Raw genomic sequence first — 20,445 nt, 5'->3', positions numbered from 1 at the left:
CGTAGGCTGAGGCCTACTTCGCCTTCTCGAGGATCTCGACCAGGCGCCAGCGCTTGGTGGCGCTGAGGGGACGGGTCTCGTGGATGAGGACGAGATCGCCGGTGCCGGCCGTGTTCTGCTCGTCGTGGGCCTTCACCTTCGACGAGCGGCGGAGCACCTTGCCGTAGAGGGGGTGCTTCACGCGGTCCTCGACCTCGACGACGATGGTCTTGTCCATCTTGTCGCTGACGACGTAGCCGCGGCGCGCCTTGCGGTAACCGCGCTGCTCGGTCTCGACCTGGGTCTCAGCCATGGTCAGTCCTCCTTCGTCTCGCCTGCGGCGTCAGCCGACTCGGTCTTCTTCTTGCTCTTCTTGGCGGGGGCGGCCGGCGCGGCGGCCGGGGTCGCCCGGATGCCGAGCTCGCGCTCGCGCAGCACCGTGTAGATCCGCGCGATGTCGCGCTTCACCTGGCGCACGCGCCCGTGGCTCTCCAGCTGGCCGGTGGCCGCCTGGAACCGCAGGTTGAACAACTCGGCCTTGGCCTTCTTGAGCTCCTCGGCCAGTCGCTCGTTCTCGAACGCATCGAGTTCAGTGATGGCCAGATCCTTGCTTCCGATCACCATTACGCGTCGCCCTCCTCACGCTTGACAATACGGGCCTTCAGCGGCAGTTTGTGGATGGCGCGGGTGAGGGCCTCGCGCGCGAGCTCCTCGTCCACGCCGGCGACCTCGAACATCACGCGACCCGGCTTGACGTTCGCCACCCACCACTCGGGGGACCCCTTGCCCGAGCCCATGCGGGTCTCGGCGGGCTTCTTCGTGAGGGGACGGTCGGGGTAGATGTTGATCCACACCTTTCCTCCGCGCTTGATGTGACGGGTCATCGCGATACGAGCGGACTCGATCTGACGGTTCGTCACGTAGGCGGGGGTGAGGGCCTGGATGCCGAAGTCACCGAAGGTGACCTTGGTGCCGCCCTTCGCCTGGCCGCTGCGGCCGGGGTGGTGCTGCTTGCGGTGCTTGACTCGACGGGGAATCAGCATGACTTACTTCTCCGCTCCTGCTGCGGCGGGCGCAGCCTCGGCCTGGGCGCCACGGGGGCCCCGGCGGCGGTCGCCGCGATCGCGCGACGGCTTCTGGGCCGCCTGCTCGCGTGCGAGTTCCTTGTTGGTGAGATCGCCCTTGTAGATCCAGACCTTCACGCCGATCCGGCCGAAGGTGGTCTTGGCCTCGTAGAAGCCGTAGTCGATGTTCGCGCGCAGCGTGTGCAGCGGCACACGACCCTCGCGGTAGAACTCCGAGCGGCTCATCTCGGCGCCGCCGAGGCGGCCGGACACCTGGATCCGGACGCCCTTGGCGCCGGCGCGCTGGGCGCCCTGCAGGCCCTTGCGCATCGCGCGGCGGAAGGCCACGCGCGCGGCGAGCTGCTCGGCGATGCCCTGAGCCACGAGCTGCGCGTCGGCCTCGGGGTTCTTCACCTCGAGGATGTTGAGCTGGATCTGCTTGCCGGTGAGCTTCTCGAGATCGGCGCGGATGCGCTCGGCCTCGGCTCCGCGGCGACCGATCACGATGCCGGGTCGCGCCGAGTGGATGTCCACCCGCACGCGATCACGGGTGCGCTCGATCTCGATGCGGCTCACTCCGGCGCGGTCGAGGGACTCGGTGAGGTGCTCGCGGATCCGGATGTCCTCGGCGAGGTAGTCGGCGTAGCGCTGACCGGGCTTCGTCGAATCGGAGAACCAGCGCGAGACGTGGTCCGTGGTGATCCCGAGGCGGAAACCGTAGGGATGAATCTTCTGGCCCATACCTAGGCTCCCTTCTTCGCAGCCGCGAGCTCGTCCGCGGTCTGCAGGACGATCGTGATGTGGCTCGTGCGCTTGTTGATGCGGAACGCCCGGCCCTGCGCCCGGGGGCGGAACCGCTTGAGCGTGGCGCCCTCGTCGACGAACGCGCGAGCGATCACGAGCTCGTCCTCGTTGAGGCGCAGGTTCTCGTTGTCGGCCTTGACCCGGGCGTTCGCGATGGCGGACGCGACCAGCTTGTAGACCGGCTCCGACGCGGACTGCGGGGCGAACTTCAGGATGGCCAGCGCCTCCTGGGCGTTCTTGCCCCGGATCAGGTCGACGATACGACGGGCCTTCTGGGGGGTGACGCGGATGTGACGCACGCGTGCGATCGACTCCACCATTTCTCTTCCTCCTTCACGCCTCCGCGTCAGCGGCGGCGGCCCTTCTTGTCGTCCTTCACATGCCCGCGGAAGGTGCGGGTGGGGGCGAACTCGCCCAGCTTGTGACCGACCATCGTCTCGGTGACGAACACCGGGATGTGCTTGCGACCGTCGTGCACCGCGATCGTGTGCCCCAGCATCGCGGGGATGATCATCGAACGGCGCGACCAGGTCTTGATCACGTTCTTGGTTCCGGCCTCGTTCTGCGCGACCACCTTGCTCAGCAGGTGGTTGTCGACGAAGGGGCCCTTCTTGAGACTCCGTGGCATCTTCTTCTCCTTACCCGCCTGCTATCGCTTCTTGCCGGTCTGTCGACGACGGACGATGAGCTTGTCGCTTTCCTTGTTCGGCTTCCGCGTGCGGCCTTCCTTCTGGCCCCACGGGCTGACCGGGTGACGGCCGCCAGAGGTGCGGCCCTCGCCACCGCCGTGCGGGTGGTCGACCGGGTTCATCACCACGCCGCGGACGGTCGGGCGGACGCCCTTCCAGCGCATGCGGCCGGCCTTGCCCCAGTTGATGTTCGACTGCTCGGCGTTGCCCACCTCGCCGACCGTCGCGCGGCAGCGCAGGTCGACGTTGCGGATCTCGCCCGAGGGCAGGCGCAGCTGGGCGTAGGGGCCGTCCTTCGCGACGAGCCGCACCGAGGCGCCGGCGGAACGCGCGAGCTTCGCGCCGCCGCCGGGCTTCAGCTCGATGGCGTGGATCACGGTACCGGTGGGGATGTTGCGCAACGGCAGGTTGTTGCCGGGCTTGATGTCGGCGCCGGCGCCGGACTCCACGATGTCGCCCTGCTTGAGCTTGTTCGGGGCGATGATGTACCGCTTGGTGCCGTCCACGTAGTGGAGGAGGGCGATCCTCGCGGTGCGGTTGGGATCGTACTCGATGTGGGCGACCCGTGCGTTCACGCCGTCCTTGTCGTGACGACGGAAGTCGATCACGCGGTACTGGCGCTTGTGCCCGCCGCCGATGTGGCGCGTGGTGATCCGGCCCTGGTTGTTGCGACCGCCGGTCTTGGGCAGGGGCCGCAGCAGCGACTTCTCGGGGGTCGAGCGCGTGATCTCCGCGAAGTCCGCGACGCTCGAACCGCGACGACCCGGGGTCGTCGGCTTGTACTTACGAATAGCCATGATGGTTCCTCTTCGCTTCGAGCTACAGCGCAGCCGTGAAGATGTCGATGGTGCCCTCGCGCAGGGTGACGATGGCGCGCTTGGTGTCCTTGCGCTTGCCGATCCCGGCACGGGTGCGGCGCGTCTTGCCCTTGAGGTTGAGCGTGTTGACCTTGGCGACCTTCACGCCGAAGATCTGCTCGATGGCGAGCTTGATCTCGGTCTTGTTGGCCGTGGGCTGCACCTCGAAGGTGTACTGCCCGTTCGTATCGATACGGGTGTAGCTCTTCTCGGAGACGATGGGGCGGATGATGACGTCGTGCGCGTCCTTGTTCAGGCTCACTTGGCGCCCTCCTTCGCGGCGTCGGCGGCTGCGCGATCGGCGACGAAGGCGTCGAAGGCGTCCTTGGTGAACACGAGGTCGTCGCTGACGACCACGTCGTAGGCGTTCAGCTGGTCCTGGAACAGCACGTGCACCTTCTGCAGGTTGCGCAGGCTGAGGAGGCTGACCTCGTCCTCGCGGTCGAGCACGACGAGCACGCGGTTGCCCGGGGCGAGGCTCCTCAGGATCTCGCGGGCGGCCTTCGTGCTGGGCTTGTCGTCGATGCCGAAGGAGTCGATCACGTGCACGCGGTCGCCGCGCACACGGTCCGAGAGGAGTCCGCGCAGAGCCGCGGCGATCATCTTCTTCGGCGTGCGCTGCGAGTAGTCGCGCGGCACCGGGCCGTGGACGATCCCGCCGCCGCGGTGCTCGGGCTGACGGATCGATCCCTGACGGGCTCGGCCCGTGCCCTTCTGCTTGAAGGGCTTCACGCCGGAGCCGCTGACCTCGCCGCGGGTCTTGGTCTTGTGCGTGCCCTGGCGGGCGGCGGCGAGCTGCGCCGTGACCACCTGGTGGATGAGCGGCACATTGGTCTCGGCGGCGAAGAGCTCGGCGGGCAGCTCGACGCTGCCGACCTTCTTCCCCTTGGCGTCGGTGACGTCGAGCGCCCCGACCTCGGGCTTGGTTGCGGTTGCCATGGGCTACGCCCCCTTCACAGCGTTGCGGACGAATACGAGACGGCCGCGGCCGCCGGGGACGGCGCCCTTGACGAGCAGCAGACCCTTCTCGGCGTCGATGGCCTGGATGACCAGGTTCTGCACGGTCACGCGGTCGTTGCCCATGCGGCCGGCCATGCGCTGGCCCTTGAACACGCGACCGGGCGTGGCGGCGCCGCCGACCGAGCCGGGCTTGCGGTGGTTGCGGTGCGCGCCGTGCGAGGCGGAGACGCCCTTGAAGTTGTGGCGCTTCATCGTGCCGGCGAAGCCCTTGCCCTTCGAGGTGCCCACGACGTCGACCTTCTGACCGGCCTCGAAGGTGCTGTCGACGGTGAGCTCCTGGCCCAGCTCATAGCCCTGGGCGTCGGCGGTGCGGACCTCGGTGAGGTGGCGGCGCGGGGTGACGCCCGCCTTCGCGAAGTGACCGGCGGTGGGCTGGTTCACCTTGCGGGGGTCGATCGAGCCGGCCGCGATCTGGACGGCGCTGTAGCCGTCCGTCTCGGCGGTGCGGATCTGGGTGACGACGTTGGGGGCCACCTCGATCACGGTGACGGGGACGACCTTGCCGTTCTCGTCCCAGACCTGGGTCATGCCGAGCTTGGTGCCCAAGAGACCCTTGACGTTGCGTTCGTTCTTCGACATCGGAGACCCCCTACAGCTTGATCTCGATGTTGACGTCTGCCGGCAGGTCGAGGCGCATGAGCGAATCGACGGCCTTGGGCGTGGGATCGACGATGTCGATCAGACGCTTGTGCGTGCGCTTCTCGAAGTGCTCGCGGCTGTCCTTGTACTTGTGCGGAGAGCGGATCACGGGGATCACGTTCTTCTCCGTCGGGAGCGGCACGGGGCCGATCACGGAGGCGCCCGCGCGGGTCACCGTGTCAACGATCTTGCGTGCGGAGTTGTCGATGACCTCGTGATCGTACGACTTCAGTCGAATGCGGATCTTCTGCGCCGCCATAGGACTCTCTCTTTCTGGTTGCGTCGTACCTCGTCCCGTCCCCCGAGCGAGTCGAGGACCGGAATCCGGCATTGGACGTCTTGCGTATCAGCGCCCTGGCACGCGCACGCGGACGCACGTCGCACTGGGTCTCTGTTCACCTGTCAAAACCCGCGCAGCAGCATCCGACCGGCCGGAGCCTGTCGGATCATCGACCGGCCGGGGCCGGTGAAGTCGAGCGGGAGGGCGTTCGCTGCCCGCGGCCTAATCGAGATCCGGATCGCCCTCCGGAGAGCTCCGGGGTCGGTTCCGAGTGACTATGCACAGCCTGGCAGTGATTTCCGCACACGCGGAAAGTTCTGAACCTGAATAGTCTGACACATGTTCCGGTGTTTGTGCAAGCCGGGCGTGTCGTTCTTCGAACGCCCCGCTGTCCGAGCCCGAGACGGACTCGGACAGCGGGGCCGCAAGTGCTGAGCAGATCGGGGTACGAGACTCTTCACCCCTGCACGACTCAGCGCTTCCGGATGGCGAGTACAGAATCCGCGACCCCGAGGCATCGCGCCGAGTCGCTAGACCGAATGCCGCCGTCGGCTCAGGATCCGGGGCAGCGAGAGATAGAGGACCAGCACGCCGAGCCCGGCCGCGAGCAGCAGCAGCCACCAGACCGACGGCACGGCGAACGAGAGCAGGCCGAGAACCGACGCGGCGAGCGTGAAGAGCGCCACGACGCCCGAGGCCTGGACGTGGCCGAGCCCCAGCTGCTGCAGGCGCTGGTAGACGTGCTCCTTATGGGGCTCGTCCCACTTGCGCCCGGCCCGAAGCCGCTTCGCCAGGGTCACCGCGACGTCGCCGAAGTAGACGACCATCGGGCCGATGGTCGCGAGCACGGGCACGCCGTTCACGAACGCGGCGAAGCTCGTGACGGCGACCGAGCCGCCGAGCAGATAGCTCCCGACATCGCCGAGGAACGCACCGGGCCTCGAGAGGTTCCAGGGCAGGAACCCCGCGAACCCGGCGGCGATCGCGAGCCCGGCCGCCGACAGCCAGGCGTATCCCATGAACCAGCCCGAGACGGCGAACGTGAGCCCCGCGATGACCCCGTGGAAACCGCTGATCCCGTTCAGCCCGTCCATGAAGTTGGCCACGTTGATGTAGCCCGAGATGAAGAGCACCCCGTAGACGCCGAGCAGCACCAGCATCCAGACCGGCCAGTGCCCCGCGTGGATCCCCGGCACCCAGATCACGGTCGCCTGCCCCTGGGCATGGACGGTCCAGAGCAGCCCGCCCGCCGACGCCGCGGCGATCGCGAGCAGGATCGCGCTGCGCACGGGCACGCTGAGGCCGCGCAGATCCTCGGCGAGCCCCAGCAGCCCGCTCGCGAGGAATCCGCCGACGACGAGCGCGAGAGTGGCGGCGCCCCGAGCCGAGGCCCACGGGCCGCCGCCGTCCGCCGACCCGGCCGACAGGAGCGCGCACGCCGTCCCTCCGCCGAGCGTCATCGCGAGGAGCACCGCCAGGCCGAGCCCGCGCAGCACGGGCCGCTCGTGCGAGGAGCGCTCGTTGGGCACGTCCACGATCCCGAGCCGGATCAGCAGCGGTCTGACCGCGAGCGGCAGCAGCAGGCTCAGCGCCAGCGTCAGCAGGAGAGCAGCCCAGAGGGCCAGCGTCTCCGGGCTCGGCAGCAGCTCAACGCCGATGCTGTCGTTGCAGGGCCCGACGTGCTCGGCCGAGCACGCGGTGAGCACCGGCGCGTTCACAGCACCCGCTCCTCGGCTTCTTCGGTGAGGCTCATCCGGGCGATCCACCCCGCGTGGTCGAGCACGTCCGGGCTGAGCGTGTCGACGTGCGCGTGCGAGATCTTCGGGTGGAACGGCCGCTCATCGCCCTCCCCCTCGCCGACGAGCTCCTCGTGCAGCTTCTCGCCGTGCCGGAGTCCCGTGAACACGATCTCGATGGGTTTGCCCGACCGCGCGATCATGCGCTTCGCCACGTCCAGGATCTGCACGGGCTCGCCCATGTCGAGGATCAGCACCTCGCCGGGACGCCCGATGCCTCCGGCCTGGATCACCAGCTGGCAGGCCTCCGGGATCGTCATGAAGAAGCGCGTCGCCTCGGGGTGCGTGACGGTGACCGGGCCACCGGCCTCGATCAGCGCGCGGAACGTCGGGAGCATGGACCCCCGGCTCCCGATCACGTTCCCGAACCGCACGGAGAGGTAGTGCTGCCCAGTCTGCTCGGCCATCCACGCGGTCAGCTTCTCCGCGACCCGCTTCGAATGCCCGAGCACGCTGGTCGGGTTCGCCGCCTTGTCCGTCGAGATGTTGACGAAGGTCGTGACGCCGACGGAGCGCGCGGCGCGCAGCACGTTCAGCGTGCCGAGGACGTTCGTCTTCCAGGCCTCGTCGGGGTACTGCTCGAGCATCGGCAGGTGCTTGAGCGCCGCGGCGTGGAACACCACCTCCGGCCTCCGCTCGCTGAAGATCTGCTGCACGACCTGCTCGTCGCGGATGTCGGCGAGCACCACGTCCCGCGTGTCGAGCAGTCCGTGCCCGCTGATCGCCAGCTGCGCGCTCTGCAGCGCCGTCTCGTCGCGGTCGAGCAGGATCAGCTCCTTCGGCGCGAACCTGGCCAGCTGACGGCTCAGCTCCTCTCCGATCGACCCCCCGGCGCCCGTGACGAGGACCACGCGGTCCTGCAGGTACTTGGCGATCGACTCCGTCTCGAGCCGCACCGGGTGGCGGCCGATGATGTCCTCTATCGAGAGCTCGCGCACCTCCGCGATCGTCGAGGAGTTGTGCAGGATCTGATCGAGCGGGGGCAGCACCATGACCGAGATCCCGAGCTCGTCCGCCATCGCGTCGACCCGCTGCATCAGCGAGGCGTCGGCGTCCCCGATGCACACCATGAGGGTGGTGGCGCCGGTCTGCTTCACGACGTCCGAGAGATCGTCGAGGCCGCCCAGCACCCGGACGCCTCGCACTTCGAGGTTCTTCTTCCGGGGGTCGTCGTCGATGAAGCCGACGGGGAGGAGGTCGGAGGCCGTATCGGTCAGCAGTCGTTTCGCCGTCTGATTCCCCAGATAGCCCGCGCCGTAGAGCAGCGCGCGCTCCGCCGCTCCCCCGGGCTTCAGCCGTCGCTCCGAGCGCTGGCGCATGATGTAGCGGACGGCCGCCATGAGGGTGAAGGTGATCGGCGCGGCGATGATCATGGTGCTGCGCGGGATGCCGTTGCCGTACGCCACCAGATAGGCGAGGCCCCACGCCACCGCCATCACCGCCGTCACGTCGAACACGATCGCGCGCACCTCGTCGAAGCCGCCCACCTCGTAGCGATTGCGGTAGAGCCAGAAGCACCATCCCGCGACGAGCTGCAGCACCATCGTCGCGCCGATGAGCGCGAGCGACCATCCCCAGTGGATGAGCATCACGTTGAAGTCGAAGCGCAGCACGAGGGCGGCGAGGATGCCGACCGCCCAGGCCAGCGCGTCGCAGAGGAAGAGCAGCCCGTAGGTGCGGGCGAAGTGCGCGAGTCTCGCGCCAGCGGTCTGCACTGCGTGGCTCCTTCTTCTGATTCCGGGGCACATCGTCCGGTACTTCGAGAATACCGGCGCGAGTTGGGATTGACCGCTCAACCGGGCGGTGCGGTGACGAACGGGTGGGTCATAATGGGAGCGTGCGCCGCCCGGCGCACTGCCGGGGGCGCCGATCGCGGCGCATCAGAGACACAAGGAGACGACATGGGAATCGACGATCTGGCCAAGCAGGCCGGCGACTTCGCGAAGGACAACGCCGACAAGATCCAGGCCGCGCTGAAGAGCGAGCAGGCCGAGGACATCAGCGACAAGATCCTGGACGGCGCCGCGAACCTCGCCAACAAGGTCACCGGCGACAAGTTCGCCGATCAGGTCGGCGACGTCCGCGACAACCTCGACAAGCAGGTCGGGAATCAGTAGTCGGGCACGACCCGCACGCCGTCACCCCGCGCGAAGCGAGCGCAGGACGACAGGACAGACGAGAGAACCCCCGGGAGCGCGCTCCCGGGGGTTCTCTCGTCTGTCGCTGAGACCTACTCGACGATCTTGGTCACCGTGCCGGCGCCGACGGTGCGGCCGCCCTCACGGATCGCGAAGCCGAGGCCCTCCTCCATGGCGATCGGCTGGATCAGCTCGACCGTCATGTCGGTGGTGTCGCCGGGCATGACCATCGGCTTGTCCTCGGGGAGCGTGATCACACCGGTCACGTCAGTGGTACGGAAGTAGAACTGCGGACGGTAGTTCGTCTCGAACGGGTTGTGGCGGCCGCCCTCTTCCTTCTTCAGGATGTAGGCGGTGCCCTCGAACTTGGTGTGCGGGGTGATCGAGCCGGGCTGCACGACGACCTGTCCGCGCTCGACGTCCTCGCGCTTCGTGCCGCGGAGCAGCAGACCGCAGTTCTCGCCGGCCCAGGCCTCGTCGAGCTGCTTGTGGAACATCTCGATGCCGGTGACCGTGGTCTTCTGCGTCGGGCGCAGGCCCACGATCTCGACCTCGCTGTTGATGGCGAGGGTGCCGCGCTCGGCGCGACCGGTCACGACGGTGCCGCGACCGGTGATCGTGAAGACGTCCTCGACGGGCATGAGGAACGGCTTGTCCTTGTCGCGCACCGGGTCGGGGATGCTGTCGTCCACGGCCTGGATGAGCTCGAGGACCGAGTCGACCCACTTCTCCTCGCCCTGCAGCGCGCCGTAGCCCGAGACGCGGACCACCGGCACGTCGTCTCCGGGGTAGCCCTGCTTCGAGAGCTCCTCGCGGACCTCCAGCTCGACGAGCTCGAGGATCTCCTCGTCGTCGACCTGGTCGGTCTTGTTGAGCGCGACGAGGAGGTACGGCACGCCGACCTGCTTGGCGAGCAGGATGTGCTCCTTCGACTGGGCCATCAGACCATCGGTCGCGGCGACCACCAGGATCGCGCCGTCCATCTGGGCGGCACCGGTGATCATGTTCTTGATGTAGTCCGCGTGACCCGGGGCATCGACGTGCGCGTAGTGGCGCTTCTCGGTCTCGTACTCGACGTGCGAGATGTTGATCGTGATGCCGCGCTGACGCTCCTCGGGAGCCGAGTCGATCGTGTCGAAGTCGCGCTGGACGTTGACGTCCGACGGGTACTTGTCGGCCAGCACCTTCGAGATCGCCGCGGTAAGCGTGGTCTTACCGTGATCGACGTGGCCGATCGTTCCGATGTTTACGTGCGGCTTGGTCCGCTCGAACTTGGCCTTCGCCACTGTGGTCCTCCTCAGGACATCGAGTGCCGCTTCCCTCCGAGGGTCTCGGAGGGCACGGGCACGGGGTTGGTGTCTCTATGTTACTTGCTCGCGTCGCGGGGTGCGACCCGAGCCGGCAGACGATCCCTCGACAGGCTCAGGATCGCCGGCCAGCGGACGTTTCTTAGGCGCCCTGAGCCTTCTGAACGATCTCATCGGCCACGGCCTTCGGCACCTCAGCGTAGGAGTCGAAGGTCATCGAGAACACCGCGCGACCGCTGGTCTTCGACCGGAGATCGCCGATGTACCCGAACATCTCGGAGAGCGGGACGAGCGCGCGGACGACCTTGACGCCGCTCGCATCCTCCATGCTCTGAATCTGGCCGCGACGGCTGTTGAGGTCGCCGATCACGTCGCCCATGTACTCCTCGGGCGTGCGCACCTCGACGGCCATCATCGGCTCGAGCAGCACGGGGTTCGCCTTGCGCGCGGCCTCCTTGAAGGCCATCGAGCCGGCGATCTTGAACGCCATCTCGGAGGAGTCGACGTCGTGGTACTGGCCGTCGAGCAGCGTCGCCTTCACGCCGACCATGGGGAAGCCGGCCAGGATGCCGTACTGCATGGCGTCCTGGATGCCCGCGTCGACCGAGGGGATGTACTCGCGGGGCACGCGGCCGCCGGTGACCTTGTCCTCGAACTCGTAGAGCTCCTCGCTGTCGGAGTCGAGGGGGCCGAGCGCGATCTGCACCTTGGCGAACTGACCGGATCCACCGGTCTGCTTCTTGTGGGTGTAGTCGTGCTTCTCGACCAGGCGGCGGATGGTCTCGCGGTAGGCGACCTGGGGCTTGCCCACGTTCGCCTCGACCTTGAACTCGCGCTTCATGCGATCGACGAGGATGTCGAGGTGCAGCTCGCCCATGCCCGCGATCACGGTCTGCCCGGTCTCCGCGTTCAGGCTCACGCGGAAGGTGGGATCCTCCTCCGCGAGCTTCTGGATCGCGGTGGAGAGCTTCTCCTGATCGCCCTTCGTCTTGGGCTCGATCGCCACCTCGATCACGGGCTCCGGGAAGGTCATCGACTCGAGCACGACCTGATTGTTGGGGTCGGAGAGGGTATCGCCGGTCGTCGTGTCCTTCAGGCCGATGACCGCGTAGATGTTGCCCGCGGTCAACTCGTCGACCGGGTTCTCCTTGTTCGCGTGCATCTGGAAGATCTTGCCGATGCGCTCCTTCCTCCCCTTGGTCGAGTTGACGACCTGGGCGCCGGAGTCGGCACGGCCCGAGTAGACGCGCACATAGGTGAGGCGGCCGAAGAACGGGTGCACCGCGACCTTGAAGGCGAGCGCGGCGAAGGGGTCGTCGGCCGAGGGCTTGCGCTCGATGACGACCGACTCGTCCCGCGGATCGTGCGCCTCGATGGCGCCGACGTCGAGCGGGTTCGGCAGGAAGTCGACGACCGCGTCGAGCATCGGCTGGATGCCGCGGTTCTTGAACGCCGAACCGCAGAACACCGGGTAGATCTCGTTGCCCACCACGAGCTTGCGGATGCCGGCCTTGAGCTCGTCGATCGAGATCTCCTCGCCGCCGAAGAACTTCTCGAGCAGGGCGTCGTCGGTCTCGGCGACGGCCTCGACCAGCTGCGCCCGGTACTCCTCGGCCTTGGCCTGCAGATCGGCCGGGATCTCCTGGATCTCGTAGTTCGCGCCGAGGGTCACATCGCCCTTGGCGTCGCCCTCCCAGACGAAGGCCTGCATCGAGAGCAGGTCGACCACGCCGATGAAGTCGCTCTCGGAGCCGATCGGCAGCTGCATCACGAGCGGCTTCGCGCCGAGGCGGTTTACGATGGTGTCGACCGTGAAGTAGAAGTCGGCGCCCATCTTGTCCATCTTGTTGACGAAGCAGATGCGGGGCACGCCGTACTTGTCGGCCTGACGCCACACGGTCTCGGACTGGGGCTCCACGCCCTCCTTGCCGTCGAACACCGCGACGGCGCCGTCGAGCACGCGCAGGGAGCGCTCCACCTCGACGGTGAAGTCGACGTGACCCGGAGTGTCGATGATGTTGATCTGGTTCTTGTTCCAGAAGCAGGTCACCGCGGCGCTGGTGATGGTGATGCCGCGCTCCTTCTCCTGCTCCATCCAGTCGGTGGTCGACGCGCCGTCGTGGGTCTCGCCCAGCTTGTGGTTCACACCCGTGTAGAACAGGATGCGCTCGGTCGTGGTGGTCTTGCCGGCATCGATGTGAGCCATGATGCCGATGTTGCGGACCTTGCTCAGGTCGGTGAGCACGTCTTGTGCCACGGGGGTCTCCTCCGGGTGGGGGTGGGATGGAAGGTTGGGGAAGTGTGCGCGCCGCGGGCCGCTCCCGCGAGAGCGGGGGCGGATCACACCAGGCGATCCGCCCCCGCTCAGGCAGCCGCTACCACCGGTAGTGGGCGAATGCGCGGTTCGACTCGGCCATCTTGTGCGTGTCCTCGCGGCGCTTCACCGCGGCGCCGAGGCCGTTCGAGGCGTCCAGGATCTCGTTGGTGAGACGGTCGGTCATGGTGTTCTCGCGGCGGGCCTTCGCGTAGCTCGTCAGCCAGCGCAGCGCGAGCGTGTTGGCGCGGTGGGGCTTCACCTCGACGGGCACCTGGTAGGTGCTGCCGCCGACGCGGCGCGAACGCACCTCGAGCGTGGGACGCACGTTGTCGAGCGCCTTCTTGAGCACGACGACGGCGTCCTCTCCGGACTTCGCGGCCACGTTCTCGAGCGCGCCGTAGACGATGCGCTCGGCGAGGCCCTTCTTGCCGTCGAGCAGGATCTTGTTGACCAGCTGGCTGACCACGGGCGAGCCGTACACCGGATCGGCGACGACGGGGCGCTTCGGGGCGGGTCCCTTGCGAGGCATTACTTCTTCTCCCTCTTCGCGCCGTAGCGGCTGCGGGCCTGCTGGCGATCCTTGACCGCCTGCGTGTCGAGCGCGCCGCGCACGATCTTGTAGCGCACGCCGGGGAGATCCTTCACACGGCCGCCGCGCACGAGCACCATCGAGTGCTCCTGCAGGTTGTGGCCCTCGCCCGGGATGTAGGCGGTGACCTCGGTTCCGTTCGAGAGCTTCACACGGGCGACCTTGCGCATGGCCGAGTTCGGCTTCTTCGGCGTGGTCGTGTACACGCGCGTGCAGACGCCGCGCTGCTGGGGGTTCGCCTTCAGGGCGGGAGCCTTGGTCTTGGAGACCTTCGGCGTGCGCCCCTTGCGAACCAGTTGCTGAATAGTAGGCACTGATTCTCCTGGTTGAACTCCTGCACGGTGACAGGAATGCTTTCGTGAACAAGCATCGTGGCCGCTCGCGCGACCGCTGACCTGCTGCCGCCGTACCGAGCCGGCTGGGCCGATCGGAACCGCGACGGGTGCAGGTATGCCGTGGGGGTGTCGGACCCGTGTCCGCGCCGCGCGAACGCAACGCAGAAGCCGTGCCGAGTGACCCTTGCGGAGGCTCCCTCGCCGAGTGCCGTTTGCACGACGAACAACGGTGGAACACACCAGCAACCAACTATACGCGCTCACGGTCATATTCCGCAATGTGCGGGGAACCGCGCGACCGGCTGCCGGGATCGCGCCCCGGATCCCCGAGCGCGGGTGCGGTCCTGCAGATCGGTGCGACGCGAACCCGCCGGGTCGCCCGCGCTGGAAGACGGCCCGGCTATCGGGGCGGCTCGAGACCGCGGGTGAGCTCGTCGAGCAACGCCTGGATCTGCGGCTCCACGAAGCGCTGCACCGCGGCGCGGATCCTGGGCCGATGCTCCGCGAGCGCGAAGCAGATGCGGCGACCCGCATCGTCCGCGAAATGGTCCGACAGCTCGATCTCGCTCAGCAGCTGCCGCTTCTCCTCGGGACGCAGCGGAGGTCTCGGCAGCGGGGGCTCCGGCCGCGATTGCTCCGCCAGCTCCACCATGGTGAACAGGAACGGCTGCCCGTCCTCCGCCTCGGGGTCGAGATCGAGTCCGTCGTACTCGGGATCCAGTCCGGCCCCCGGCTCGAAGCCCCCGTGGTTCCAGAGCTGCTCGCCGGTGAGCTCCGCGTGCAGCACGGGCAGCTCCCGCTCGATGTAGTCCTCCACCGCGCGGTCGATGATCCGCTGCATCCGGCTCGTCAGCGCGTGCGCCACCTGGTGGGGGACGTCCGCCTCGATCCCCGCGGCCGCCAGCACGGGCGACCCGGTGCACCGCCGGCACATCCGGGCGCGGCCGCGGTGCGTGCCGGGCTGCCAGGTCGGCAGCCACCTGAGCCACGCGTCGACGGCCGCGTTCACGCGCCCGGCCACCGCGTCGCCCGCGCTCACCGCTCGCCGCCCGGATCCTCGGGCGTCTTCCAGTCCGGGCCCGCCTCGCCGCGCCGTTCCCACGGCCACTGGGGCGTCGGAAGATCGGTGTAGACGCGCCGCGCGAGCACCGCCCAGAAGAGCACCGAGCACAGCGCCCAGATCACGGCCAGTGCGACGGCGAAGGGGCTGAGCCAGGTCTCGTCGATGGCGAGCCCGGCCAGCACTCCCCCGAGGCACCACACGACGTAGCCGCCTCCGGCCAGCGCCACCGTGTGCCCCCAGGGCAGTCCCCGCTGCCCGCGCAGCAGCGTCAGCGCCTGGGCCCACAGCCCCCAGCCCAGGAGCAGCAGCGCCGCCAGCACGATGATCTCGCCGGACAGCATCCACACGCCGGGGGTCGAGATCGGATCCCGTCCCGTGAGGTAGGCGAACAGCCCCCACGCCGCGACGAGCAGGGCGACCGCGAGAACCGCAGTCGCCGCGATCAGTCCCCCGACGTATCCCCGGGTGACGCCGCGGCGGCGGTTCTCGGTCACCGCTACTTCGCCTGCACCTCGGCCAGCGCCGCCTCGTACTCGGCGATCGCCTCCGCGTTGAGACGCTTCAGCTTGCGCCCGCGGGAGCCGATCCATGCGCCGAACCAGACGGTCACCTCCCGGGCCGCGATCGCGGCCCCGATCACCGGCAGCTCCAACCCGAAGTGGCGGATCACGTCGATCGCGTCGATTCCCGCGGCGGGATCGCCCCCGATCAACTCGACGAGGCCGACGGCTCCGTTCGCCTGGTACGCGGTCAGTGCCGCCCCCGCCAGCGCGCCGATCCAGACCAGCGCACCGACGAGGAACCCGCCGAGCACATAGGCCCACCAGCCCGCGCGGCCGACGATGAGCACCAGCAGCGCGAGTCCGATGAAGAACGCCACGGATGCCGCCACCACGGGCCAGAGACCGGCCCGCAGCAGTTCCTCGAGGAACGCGGAGGGCGGCGTCGACGGCGCCAGCCAGAGCGCGATCACCCCGGCATGGACGAGGGCGAACGCGAGCGTGGCGAGCAGCGAGATGAGGACGCCGGCCCCGCGATTGCCGCGCAGCTCGGGCGGCATCGGCGTCTGCATGTAGAGCGCCGCGATCGGGTGGTCGGCGCTCACGAGCACCTTCCCCTCGGGGACCCGGGGCGCCTCGGTCTCCACGACGGGCTCGGGCGCCGGCCCCGCGCTGGGAAGCTCCTCCGACAGCGCGATCAACGGCCGCTCCGCCTCGGTGCGCTCCACCGGGGTGAACGGCTCCGTGGCCGGCGGCTCGGCCGGGACGGCGTCGGTTCCGATCGGCCCGGGATCCGCGACCTCGCTCCCGGTCTCGTTCGACTCCGCGGCAACCGCGCGATCGACGGCCGCGCGCACCTCGGTGGTCGTCGCCTCCGCCTCTTCGACGGGGGCTCCCGCCGCTTGCGTGTCGCGCTCGTCGCTCATCGTCCCACCCTCTCGTCCGGTCCGGTGCGCGGTCGACGCACTCCATGCGGCCAAGGGTAGCGCCGCAGCTCCGCCTCCGCGCGCACCGCGCCCGGTGTTGCGCCACCCGGCCCGGAACCGGCGGCGGGCGCCTCCCCCTGAGGGGAGGCGCCCGCCTGCAGCGCAGCGCGAGGATCAGTTGAACTTGCTCGGATCGAACTCGTCCGACGTGAAGCTGTCGAAGTCCACGAAGGAGAGATCGCTCTCGTCGAAGCTGCCCTCGCTGGCGAACAGGCGGTTCGGGTAGCGCTCCGCCTTCGCCTCCTCGGTGGCCTTCACATCCACGTCGCGGTAGGCGCTCAGCCCCGTGCCCGCCGGGATGAGCTTGCCGATGATCACGTTCTCCTTGAGGCCGATGAGCGGATCCCGGGATCCCTCCATCGCCGCCTGGGTGAGCACGCGCGTGGTCTCCTGGAAGGAGGCCGCGGACAGCCACGACTCGGTCGCGAGCGAAGCCTTGGTGATGCCCATGACCTCGGGGCGGGCGGTGGCGGCGCGCTTGCCCTCGAGCAGGGCCTCGCGATTGATCCGCTGGTAGCGCGAGCGATCCACGAGCTCACCGGGCAGCAGCTCGGTCTCGCCGTGATCGACCACCGTGACCTTGCGCAGCATCTGGCGCACGATCACCTCGATGTGCTTGTCGTGGATCGGCACGCCCTGCGAGCGGTACACGCCCTGCACGCCCTCCACGAGGTACTTCTGCACCGCGCGCTCGCCGGGGATGTGCTTGCCGTTCTCGGTCGAGCCGACCTGGAGCAGATCCTTCGGGTCGAGCGTGCCCTGCAGGAACGGCTCGCCGAGCTCGACGTGGTCGCCGTCCTCGACGAGGAGCGTCGCGCGCTTGAGCACCGGGTACACCTTCTCCTCGCTGCCGTCGTCGGGCACGAGCACGATGCGGCGGGACTTCTCGGTGTCCTCGATCGTCACGCGACCCGCGGCCTCCGCGATGGGCGAGGAGCCCTTCGGCGTGCGGGCCTCGAAGAGCTCCTGCACACGGGGCAGACCCTGCGTGATGTCGTCCGCCGAGGCCGAACCGCCCGTGTGGAAGGTGCGCATCGTGAGCTGCGTTCCCGGCTCGCCGATCGACTGGGCGGCGATGATGCCGACCGCCTCGCCGATGTCGACGCGCTGGCCGGTGGCCAGGGAGCGACCGTAGCAGGTGGCGCACACGCCGACCGCGGACTCGCAGGTGAGCACGGACCGCACCTTGATGTCGGTCACGCCCGCCGCGACGAGCGCGTCGATCAGCACGTCGCCGACATCCGCGCCGGACGTCGCCACGACGGCGCCCTTCGGATCGACCACGTCCTCCGAGAGCGTCCGCGCGTAGACGGAGTTCTCGACGTTGTCGTCGCGGACCAGGGTGCCGTCGGCGTCGGCGGTGGCGATGGGCAGCTCCAGTCCGCGCCGGGTGCCGCAGTCCTCCTCGCGGATGATGACGTCCTGCGACACGTCGACCAGGCGTCGCGTCAGGTAACCCGAGTCGGCCGTCCGGAGCGCCGTGTCGGCCAGGCCCTTGCGGGCGCCGTGCGTCGCGATGAAGTACTCCGCCACCGACAGGCCCTCGCGGTAGGAGTTGATGATCGGGCGGGGGATGATCTCGCCCTTCGGATCGCTCACCAGGCCGCGCATGCCCGCGATGTTGCGGATCTGCAGCCAGTTGCCTCGGGCGCCGGACGACACCATCCGGAAGATGGTGTTGTCGGCGGGGAACGCGTCGCGCATGGCGGCGGCCACCTCGTCGGTCGCCTCCGTCCAGATCTCGACGAGCTCGCTGTGGCGCTCGGCATCGGTGATGAGACCGCGGTCGAACTTCTTCTGCACGGCGGCGGCCGCCTTCTCGTGCTCGGCGAGGATCTCCGCCTTGTTCGACGGGGTCACGATGTCGCTGAGGGCGACGGTGACGCCCGAGCGCGTGGCCCAGTGGAAGCCGGCGTCCTTGATCCGATCGAGCGTCGCCGCGACCTCGACCTTCGGGTAGCGCTCCGCGAGGTCGTTCACCAGCCCGGAGAGGGTGCCCTTGTCCGCGACCCGCTCGAAGTAGGGGTAGTCGGCGGGAAGAGCCTCGTTGAAGAGCGCGCGTCCCAGCGTCGTCTCCACCAGCACGGGCTTCTGCGCGGCGGCGCCGTCGGGTCCGACGTACGACTCGAGCCGGATCCTCGCCCGAGCGCCGAGATCGAGGGTGCCCTCGTCCATCGCGAGGATGGCCTCCGCGACCGAACCGAACGAGCGGCCCTCGCCCGCGACGCCGTCCTTCACCGTCGTGAGGTGGTGCAGGCCGATGATCATGTCCTGCGAGGGCAGCGTCACCGGGCGGCCGTCCGACGGCTTCAGGATGTTGTTCGAGGCGAGCATCAGCACGCGGGCCTCGGCCTGCGCCTCGACCGACAGCGGCAGGTGCACCGCCATCTGATCGCCGTCGAAGTCGGCGTTGAACGCGGTGCAGACCAGCGGGTGCAGCTGGATCGCCTTGCCCTCGACGAGCTGCGGCTCGAAGGCCTGGATGCCCAGGCGGTGCAGCGTCGGCGCGCGGTTGAGCAGCACGGGACGCTCGCGGATGATCTCCTCGAGCACGTCCCAGACCTCGCTGCGCGAGCGCTCCACCATGCGCTTGGCGGCCTTGATGTTCTGCGCGTGCGAGAGGTCGATGAGCCGCTTGATGACGAAGGGCTTGAACAGCTCGAGCGCCATCTGCTTGGGCAGGCCGCACTGGTGCAGCTTCAGCTGCGGGCCGACGACGATGACCGAGCGGCCCGAGTAGTCGACGCGCTTGCCGAGCAGGTTCTGGCGGAAGCGGCCCTGCTTGCCCTTGAGCATGTCGCTGAGCGACTTGAGCGCCCGGTTGCCGGTGCCGGTGACGGGACGACCGCGGCGGCCGTTGTCGAACAGCGCGTCCACGGCCTCCTGCAGCATGCGCTTCTCGTTGTTGACGATGATCTCGGGCGCACCGAGATCGAGCAGACGGCGCAGGCGGTTGTTGCGGTTGATGACCCGTCGGTAGAGGTCGTTGAGATCGGAGGTCGCGAAGCGGCCGCCGTCGAGCTGCACCATCGGGCGCAGCTCCGGCGGGATCACCGGCACCACGTCGAGCACCATCGAGGCCGGGCTTCCGCCGGTCTGGAGGAAGGAGTTGACGACCTTCAGCCGCTTGATGGCGCGGATCTTCTTCTGGCCCTTGCCCTCGGCGATCTGCTGGTGCAGGGACTCGCTCTCGGCCTCGAGGTCGAAGCCCTCCAGACGCTTCTTGATCGCCTCGGCGCCCATGTGCGCGTCGAAGTACTCGCCGTAGCGGTCCTGCAGCTCGGCGAAGGTCGCGTCCTCGGGCTTGAGGTCGCCGACCTTCAGCGCGAGGAAGTCGTCCCAGACCCGCCGCAGCGTGGCGATCTCGTCGTCGAAGCCCTTGCGGATCTGCTCGAGATCCTTCTTCATGGCGGCCTCGGCGCGCCGACGCTGATCCGCCTTCGCGCCCTCGGCCTCGAGCGCGGCGAGATCGGTCTCGCCCTGCTGCTGGCGCTGCGCGATGCCGAGATCGCGCTGCTTCTCGAGCGAGGAGATCTCGAGCTGCAGCTCGCCCTCGAGCGAACTGCGATCCTCGTGGCGGCCCTCCTCGTCCACGTCGATGACCATGTAGGCGGCGAAGTAGATGACCTTCTCGAGATCCTTCGGCGCCATGTCGAGCAGATAGCCCAGCCGGCTCGGCACGCCCTTGAAGTACCAGATGTGGGTGACCGGCGCGGCCAGCTCGATGTGGCCCATGCGCTCTCGGCGCACGCTCGACTTCGTCACCTCGACGCCGCAGCGCTCGCAGACGATGCCCTTGTAGCGCACGCGCTTGTACTTGCCGCACGCGCACTCCCAATCGCGGCTCGGGCCGAAGATCTGCTCGCCGAAGAGCCCGTCCTTCTCGGGCTTCAGCGTGCGGTAGTTGATGGTCTCGGGCTTCTTGACCTCGCCGAACGACCAGCTGCGAATGTCGTCAGCGGTCGCCAGACGGATCTGAAGCTCGTTGAAACTCGTACCCTCGAGCAATTTCTCTCCTTGGGTTGAAAACTAATTCTGAAGTGTCGGGAACCGACGCGCGCATCGTCCCAGGACGATGCGGC

Annotated in this window: 22 protein-coding genes; 1 reads left to right on the top strand and 21 read right to left on the bottom strand. The window is 68.5% G+C overall.

The window, feature by feature from the left end; all coding sequences use genetic code 11:
- Positions 1 to 13: 13 nt before the first annotated feature.
- The 13 genes from rpsQ to J4H92_RS10370 all read right to left on the bottom strand — a co-directional run bounded on the left by rpsQ (position 14) and on the right by J4H92_RS10370 (position 8,843).
- Positions 14 to 292: a 30S ribosomal protein S17 gene (rpsQ, locus tag J4H92_RS10430; protein WP_208098128.1), complete on the bottom strand. Its 279-nt coding sequence runs from the start codon at positions 290 to 292 to the stop codon at positions 14 to 16.
- 2 nt (positions 293 to 294) lie between these two features.
- Positions 295 to 603, bottom strand: a complete 309-nt coding sequence (gene rpmC, locus J4H92_RS10425) for a 50S ribosomal protein L29 (protein WP_208098127.1) — start codon at positions 601 to 603, stop codon at positions 295 to 297.
- Complete coding sequence (gene rplP, locus J4H92_RS10420) at positions 603 to 1,022, bottom strand: 50S ribosomal protein L16 (protein ID WP_208098126.1); 420 nt, start codon at positions 1,020 to 1,022, stop codon at positions 603 to 605. The genes rpmC and rplP overlap by 1 nt, the downstream gene beginning before the upstream one ends.
- A 3-nt stretch (positions 1,023 to 1,025) precedes the next feature.
- Positions 1,026 to 1,784 carry a 30S ribosomal protein S3 gene (gene rpsC, locus J4H92_RS10415; RefSeq protein ID WP_208098125.1) on the bottom strand — a complete coding sequence of 253 codons (759 nt, stop codon included), beginning with the start codon at positions 1,782 to 1,784 and terminating at the stop codon, positions 1,026 to 1,028.
- 2 nt (positions 1,785 to 1,786) lie between these two features.
- On the bottom strand, positions 1,787 to 2,167 hold the full coding sequence (rplV, locus tag J4H92_RS10410; protein WP_208098124.1) for a 50S ribosomal protein L22: 381 nt from the start codon (positions 2,165 to 2,167) through the stop codon (positions 1,787 to 1,789).
- 26 nt (positions 2,168 to 2,193) lie between these two features.
- Complete coding sequence (rpsS, locus tag J4H92_RS10405; protein WP_208098123.1) at positions 2,194 to 2,475, bottom strand: 30S ribosomal protein S19; 282 nt, start codon at positions 2,473 to 2,475, stop codon at positions 2,194 to 2,196.
- A 21-nt stretch (positions 2,476 to 2,496) separates the two neighbouring features.
- Positions 2,497 to 3,333, bottom strand: coding sequence for a 50S ribosomal protein L2 (rplB, locus tag J4H92_RS10400; protein ID WP_208098122.1), 837 nt, complete (start codon positions 3,331 to 3,333; stop codon positions 2,497 to 2,499).
- Positions 3,334 to 3,355: 22 nt separating this feature from the next.
- A complete protein-coding gene (gene rplW / locus J4H92_RS10395) occupies positions 3,356 to 3,655 on the bottom strand; it encodes a 50S ribosomal protein L23 (protein WP_208098121.1) in 300 nt (99 codons plus the stop codon).
- A complete protein-coding gene (gene rplD / locus J4H92_RS10390) occupies positions 3,652 to 4,332 on the bottom strand; it encodes a 50S ribosomal protein L4 (protein ID WP_208098120.1) in 681 nt (226 codons plus the stop codon). The genes rplW and rplD overlap by 4 nt, the downstream gene beginning before the upstream one ends.
- A 3-nt stretch (positions 4,333 to 4,335) precedes the next feature.
- Positions 4,336 to 4,992, bottom strand: a complete 657-nt coding sequence (rplC, locus tag J4H92_RS10385; RefSeq protein WP_208098119.1) for a 50S ribosomal protein L3 — start codon at positions 4,990 to 4,992, stop codon at positions 4,336 to 4,338.
- Positions 4,993 to 5,002: 10 nt separating this feature from the next.
- Positions 5,003 to 5,311: a 30S ribosomal protein S10 gene (gene rpsJ, locus J4H92_RS10380; RefSeq protein WP_208098118.1), complete on the bottom strand. Its 309-nt coding sequence runs from the start codon at positions 5,309 to 5,311 to the stop codon at positions 5,003 to 5,005.
- Between the two features lie 551 nt (positions 5,312 to 5,862).
- Positions 5,863 to 7,050 carry an MraY family glycosyltransferase gene (locus J4H92_RS10375; protein ID WP_341783067.1) on the bottom strand — a complete coding sequence of 396 codons (1,188 nt, stop codon included), beginning with the start codon at positions 7,048 to 7,050 and terminating at the stop codon, positions 5,863 to 5,865.
- Positions 7,047 to 8,843: a polysaccharide biosynthesis protein gene (locus tag J4H92_RS10370; RefSeq protein WP_341783066.1), complete on the bottom strand. Its 1,797-nt coding sequence runs from the start codon at positions 8,841 to 8,843 to the stop codon at positions 7,047 to 7,049. Before J4H92_RS10370 ends, J4H92_RS10375 begins: the two co-directional genes overlap by 4 nt.
- A gap of 186 nt (positions 8,844 to 9,029) precedes the next feature.
- Between J4H92_RS10370 and J4H92_RS10365 the strand changes: the two genes are divergently transcribed.
- Positions 9,030 to 9,245, top strand: a complete 216-nt coding sequence (locus J4H92_RS10365) for an Rv0909 family putative TA system antitoxin (RefSeq protein WP_208098116.1) — start codon at positions 9,030 to 9,032, stop codon at positions 9,243 to 9,245.
- Between the two features lie 113 nt (positions 9,246 to 9,358).
- Here J4H92_RS10365 and tuf read toward each other — a convergent pair whose 3' ends face one another.
- From tuf to J4H92_RS10325, 8 genes are all read right to left on the bottom strand, one after another.
- The gene (tuf, locus tag J4H92_RS10360; RefSeq protein ID WP_208098115.1) at positions 9,359 to 10,552 is read right to left on the bottom strand and encodes an elongation factor Tu; all 1,194 of its coding nucleotides are present in this window, start codon (positions 10,550 to 10,552) and stop codon (positions 9,359 to 9,361) included.
- A gap of 163 nt (positions 10,553 to 10,715) precedes the next feature.
- Positions 10,716 to 12,830: an elongation factor G gene (fusA, locus tag J4H92_RS10355; protein WP_208098114.1), complete on the bottom strand. Its 2,115-nt coding sequence runs from the start codon at positions 12,828 to 12,830 to the stop codon at positions 10,716 to 10,718.
- 118 nt (positions 12,831 to 12,948) lie between these two features.
- Positions 12,949 to 13,419 (bottom strand): 30S ribosomal protein S7, encoded by a 471-nt coding sequence (rpsG, locus tag J4H92_RS10350; protein ID WP_208098113.1) that lies wholly within the window; start codon positions 13,417 to 13,419, stop codon positions 12,949 to 12,951.
- Positions 13,419 to 13,793 (bottom strand): 30S ribosomal protein S12, encoded by a 375-nt coding sequence (gene rpsL, locus J4H92_RS10345; RefSeq protein WP_208098112.1) that lies wholly within the window; start codon positions 13,791 to 13,793, stop codon positions 13,419 to 13,421. The genes rpsG and rpsL overlap by 1 nt, the downstream gene beginning before the upstream one ends.
- 421 nt (positions 13,794 to 14,214) lie before the next feature.
- Entirely contained in the window at positions 14,215 to 14,853 is a 639-nt protein-coding gene (locus J4H92_RS10340) for a spermidine/putrescine ABC transporter substrate-binding protein (RefSeq protein ID WP_208098111.1), read from the bottom strand.
- Positions 14,850 to 15,371, bottom strand: a complete 522-nt coding sequence (locus J4H92_RS10335; RefSeq protein ID WP_208098110.1) for a hypothetical protein — start codon at positions 15,369 to 15,371, stop codon at positions 14,850 to 14,852. Before J4H92_RS10335 ends, J4H92_RS10340 begins: the two co-directional genes overlap by 4 nt.
- A gap of 2 nt (positions 15,372 to 15,373) precedes the next feature.
- Complete coding sequence (locus J4H92_RS10330; RefSeq protein WP_208098109.1) at positions 15,374 to 16,303, bottom strand: hypothetical protein; 930 nt, start codon at positions 16,301 to 16,303, stop codon at positions 15,374 to 15,376.
- A gap of 174 nt (positions 16,304 to 16,477) precedes the next feature.
- Positions 16,478 to 20,371, bottom strand: coding sequence for a DNA-directed RNA polymerase subunit beta' (locus J4H92_RS10325; RefSeq protein ID WP_208098108.1), 3,894 nt, complete (start codon positions 20,369 to 20,371; stop codon positions 16,478 to 16,480).
- Positions 20,372 to 20,445 lie beyond the last annotated feature (74 nt).

The sequence above is a fragment of the Leucobacter weissii genome (assembly GCF_017565745.1).
In the GTDB taxonomy this organism is placed as follows: domain Bacteria; phylum Actinomycetota; class Actinomycetes; order Actinomycetales; family Microbacteriaceae; genus Leucobacter; species Leucobacter weissii.
Note: the sequence above shows the minus strand (reverse complement) of the source record. Positions and strands in the feature narration are given on the sequence as shown.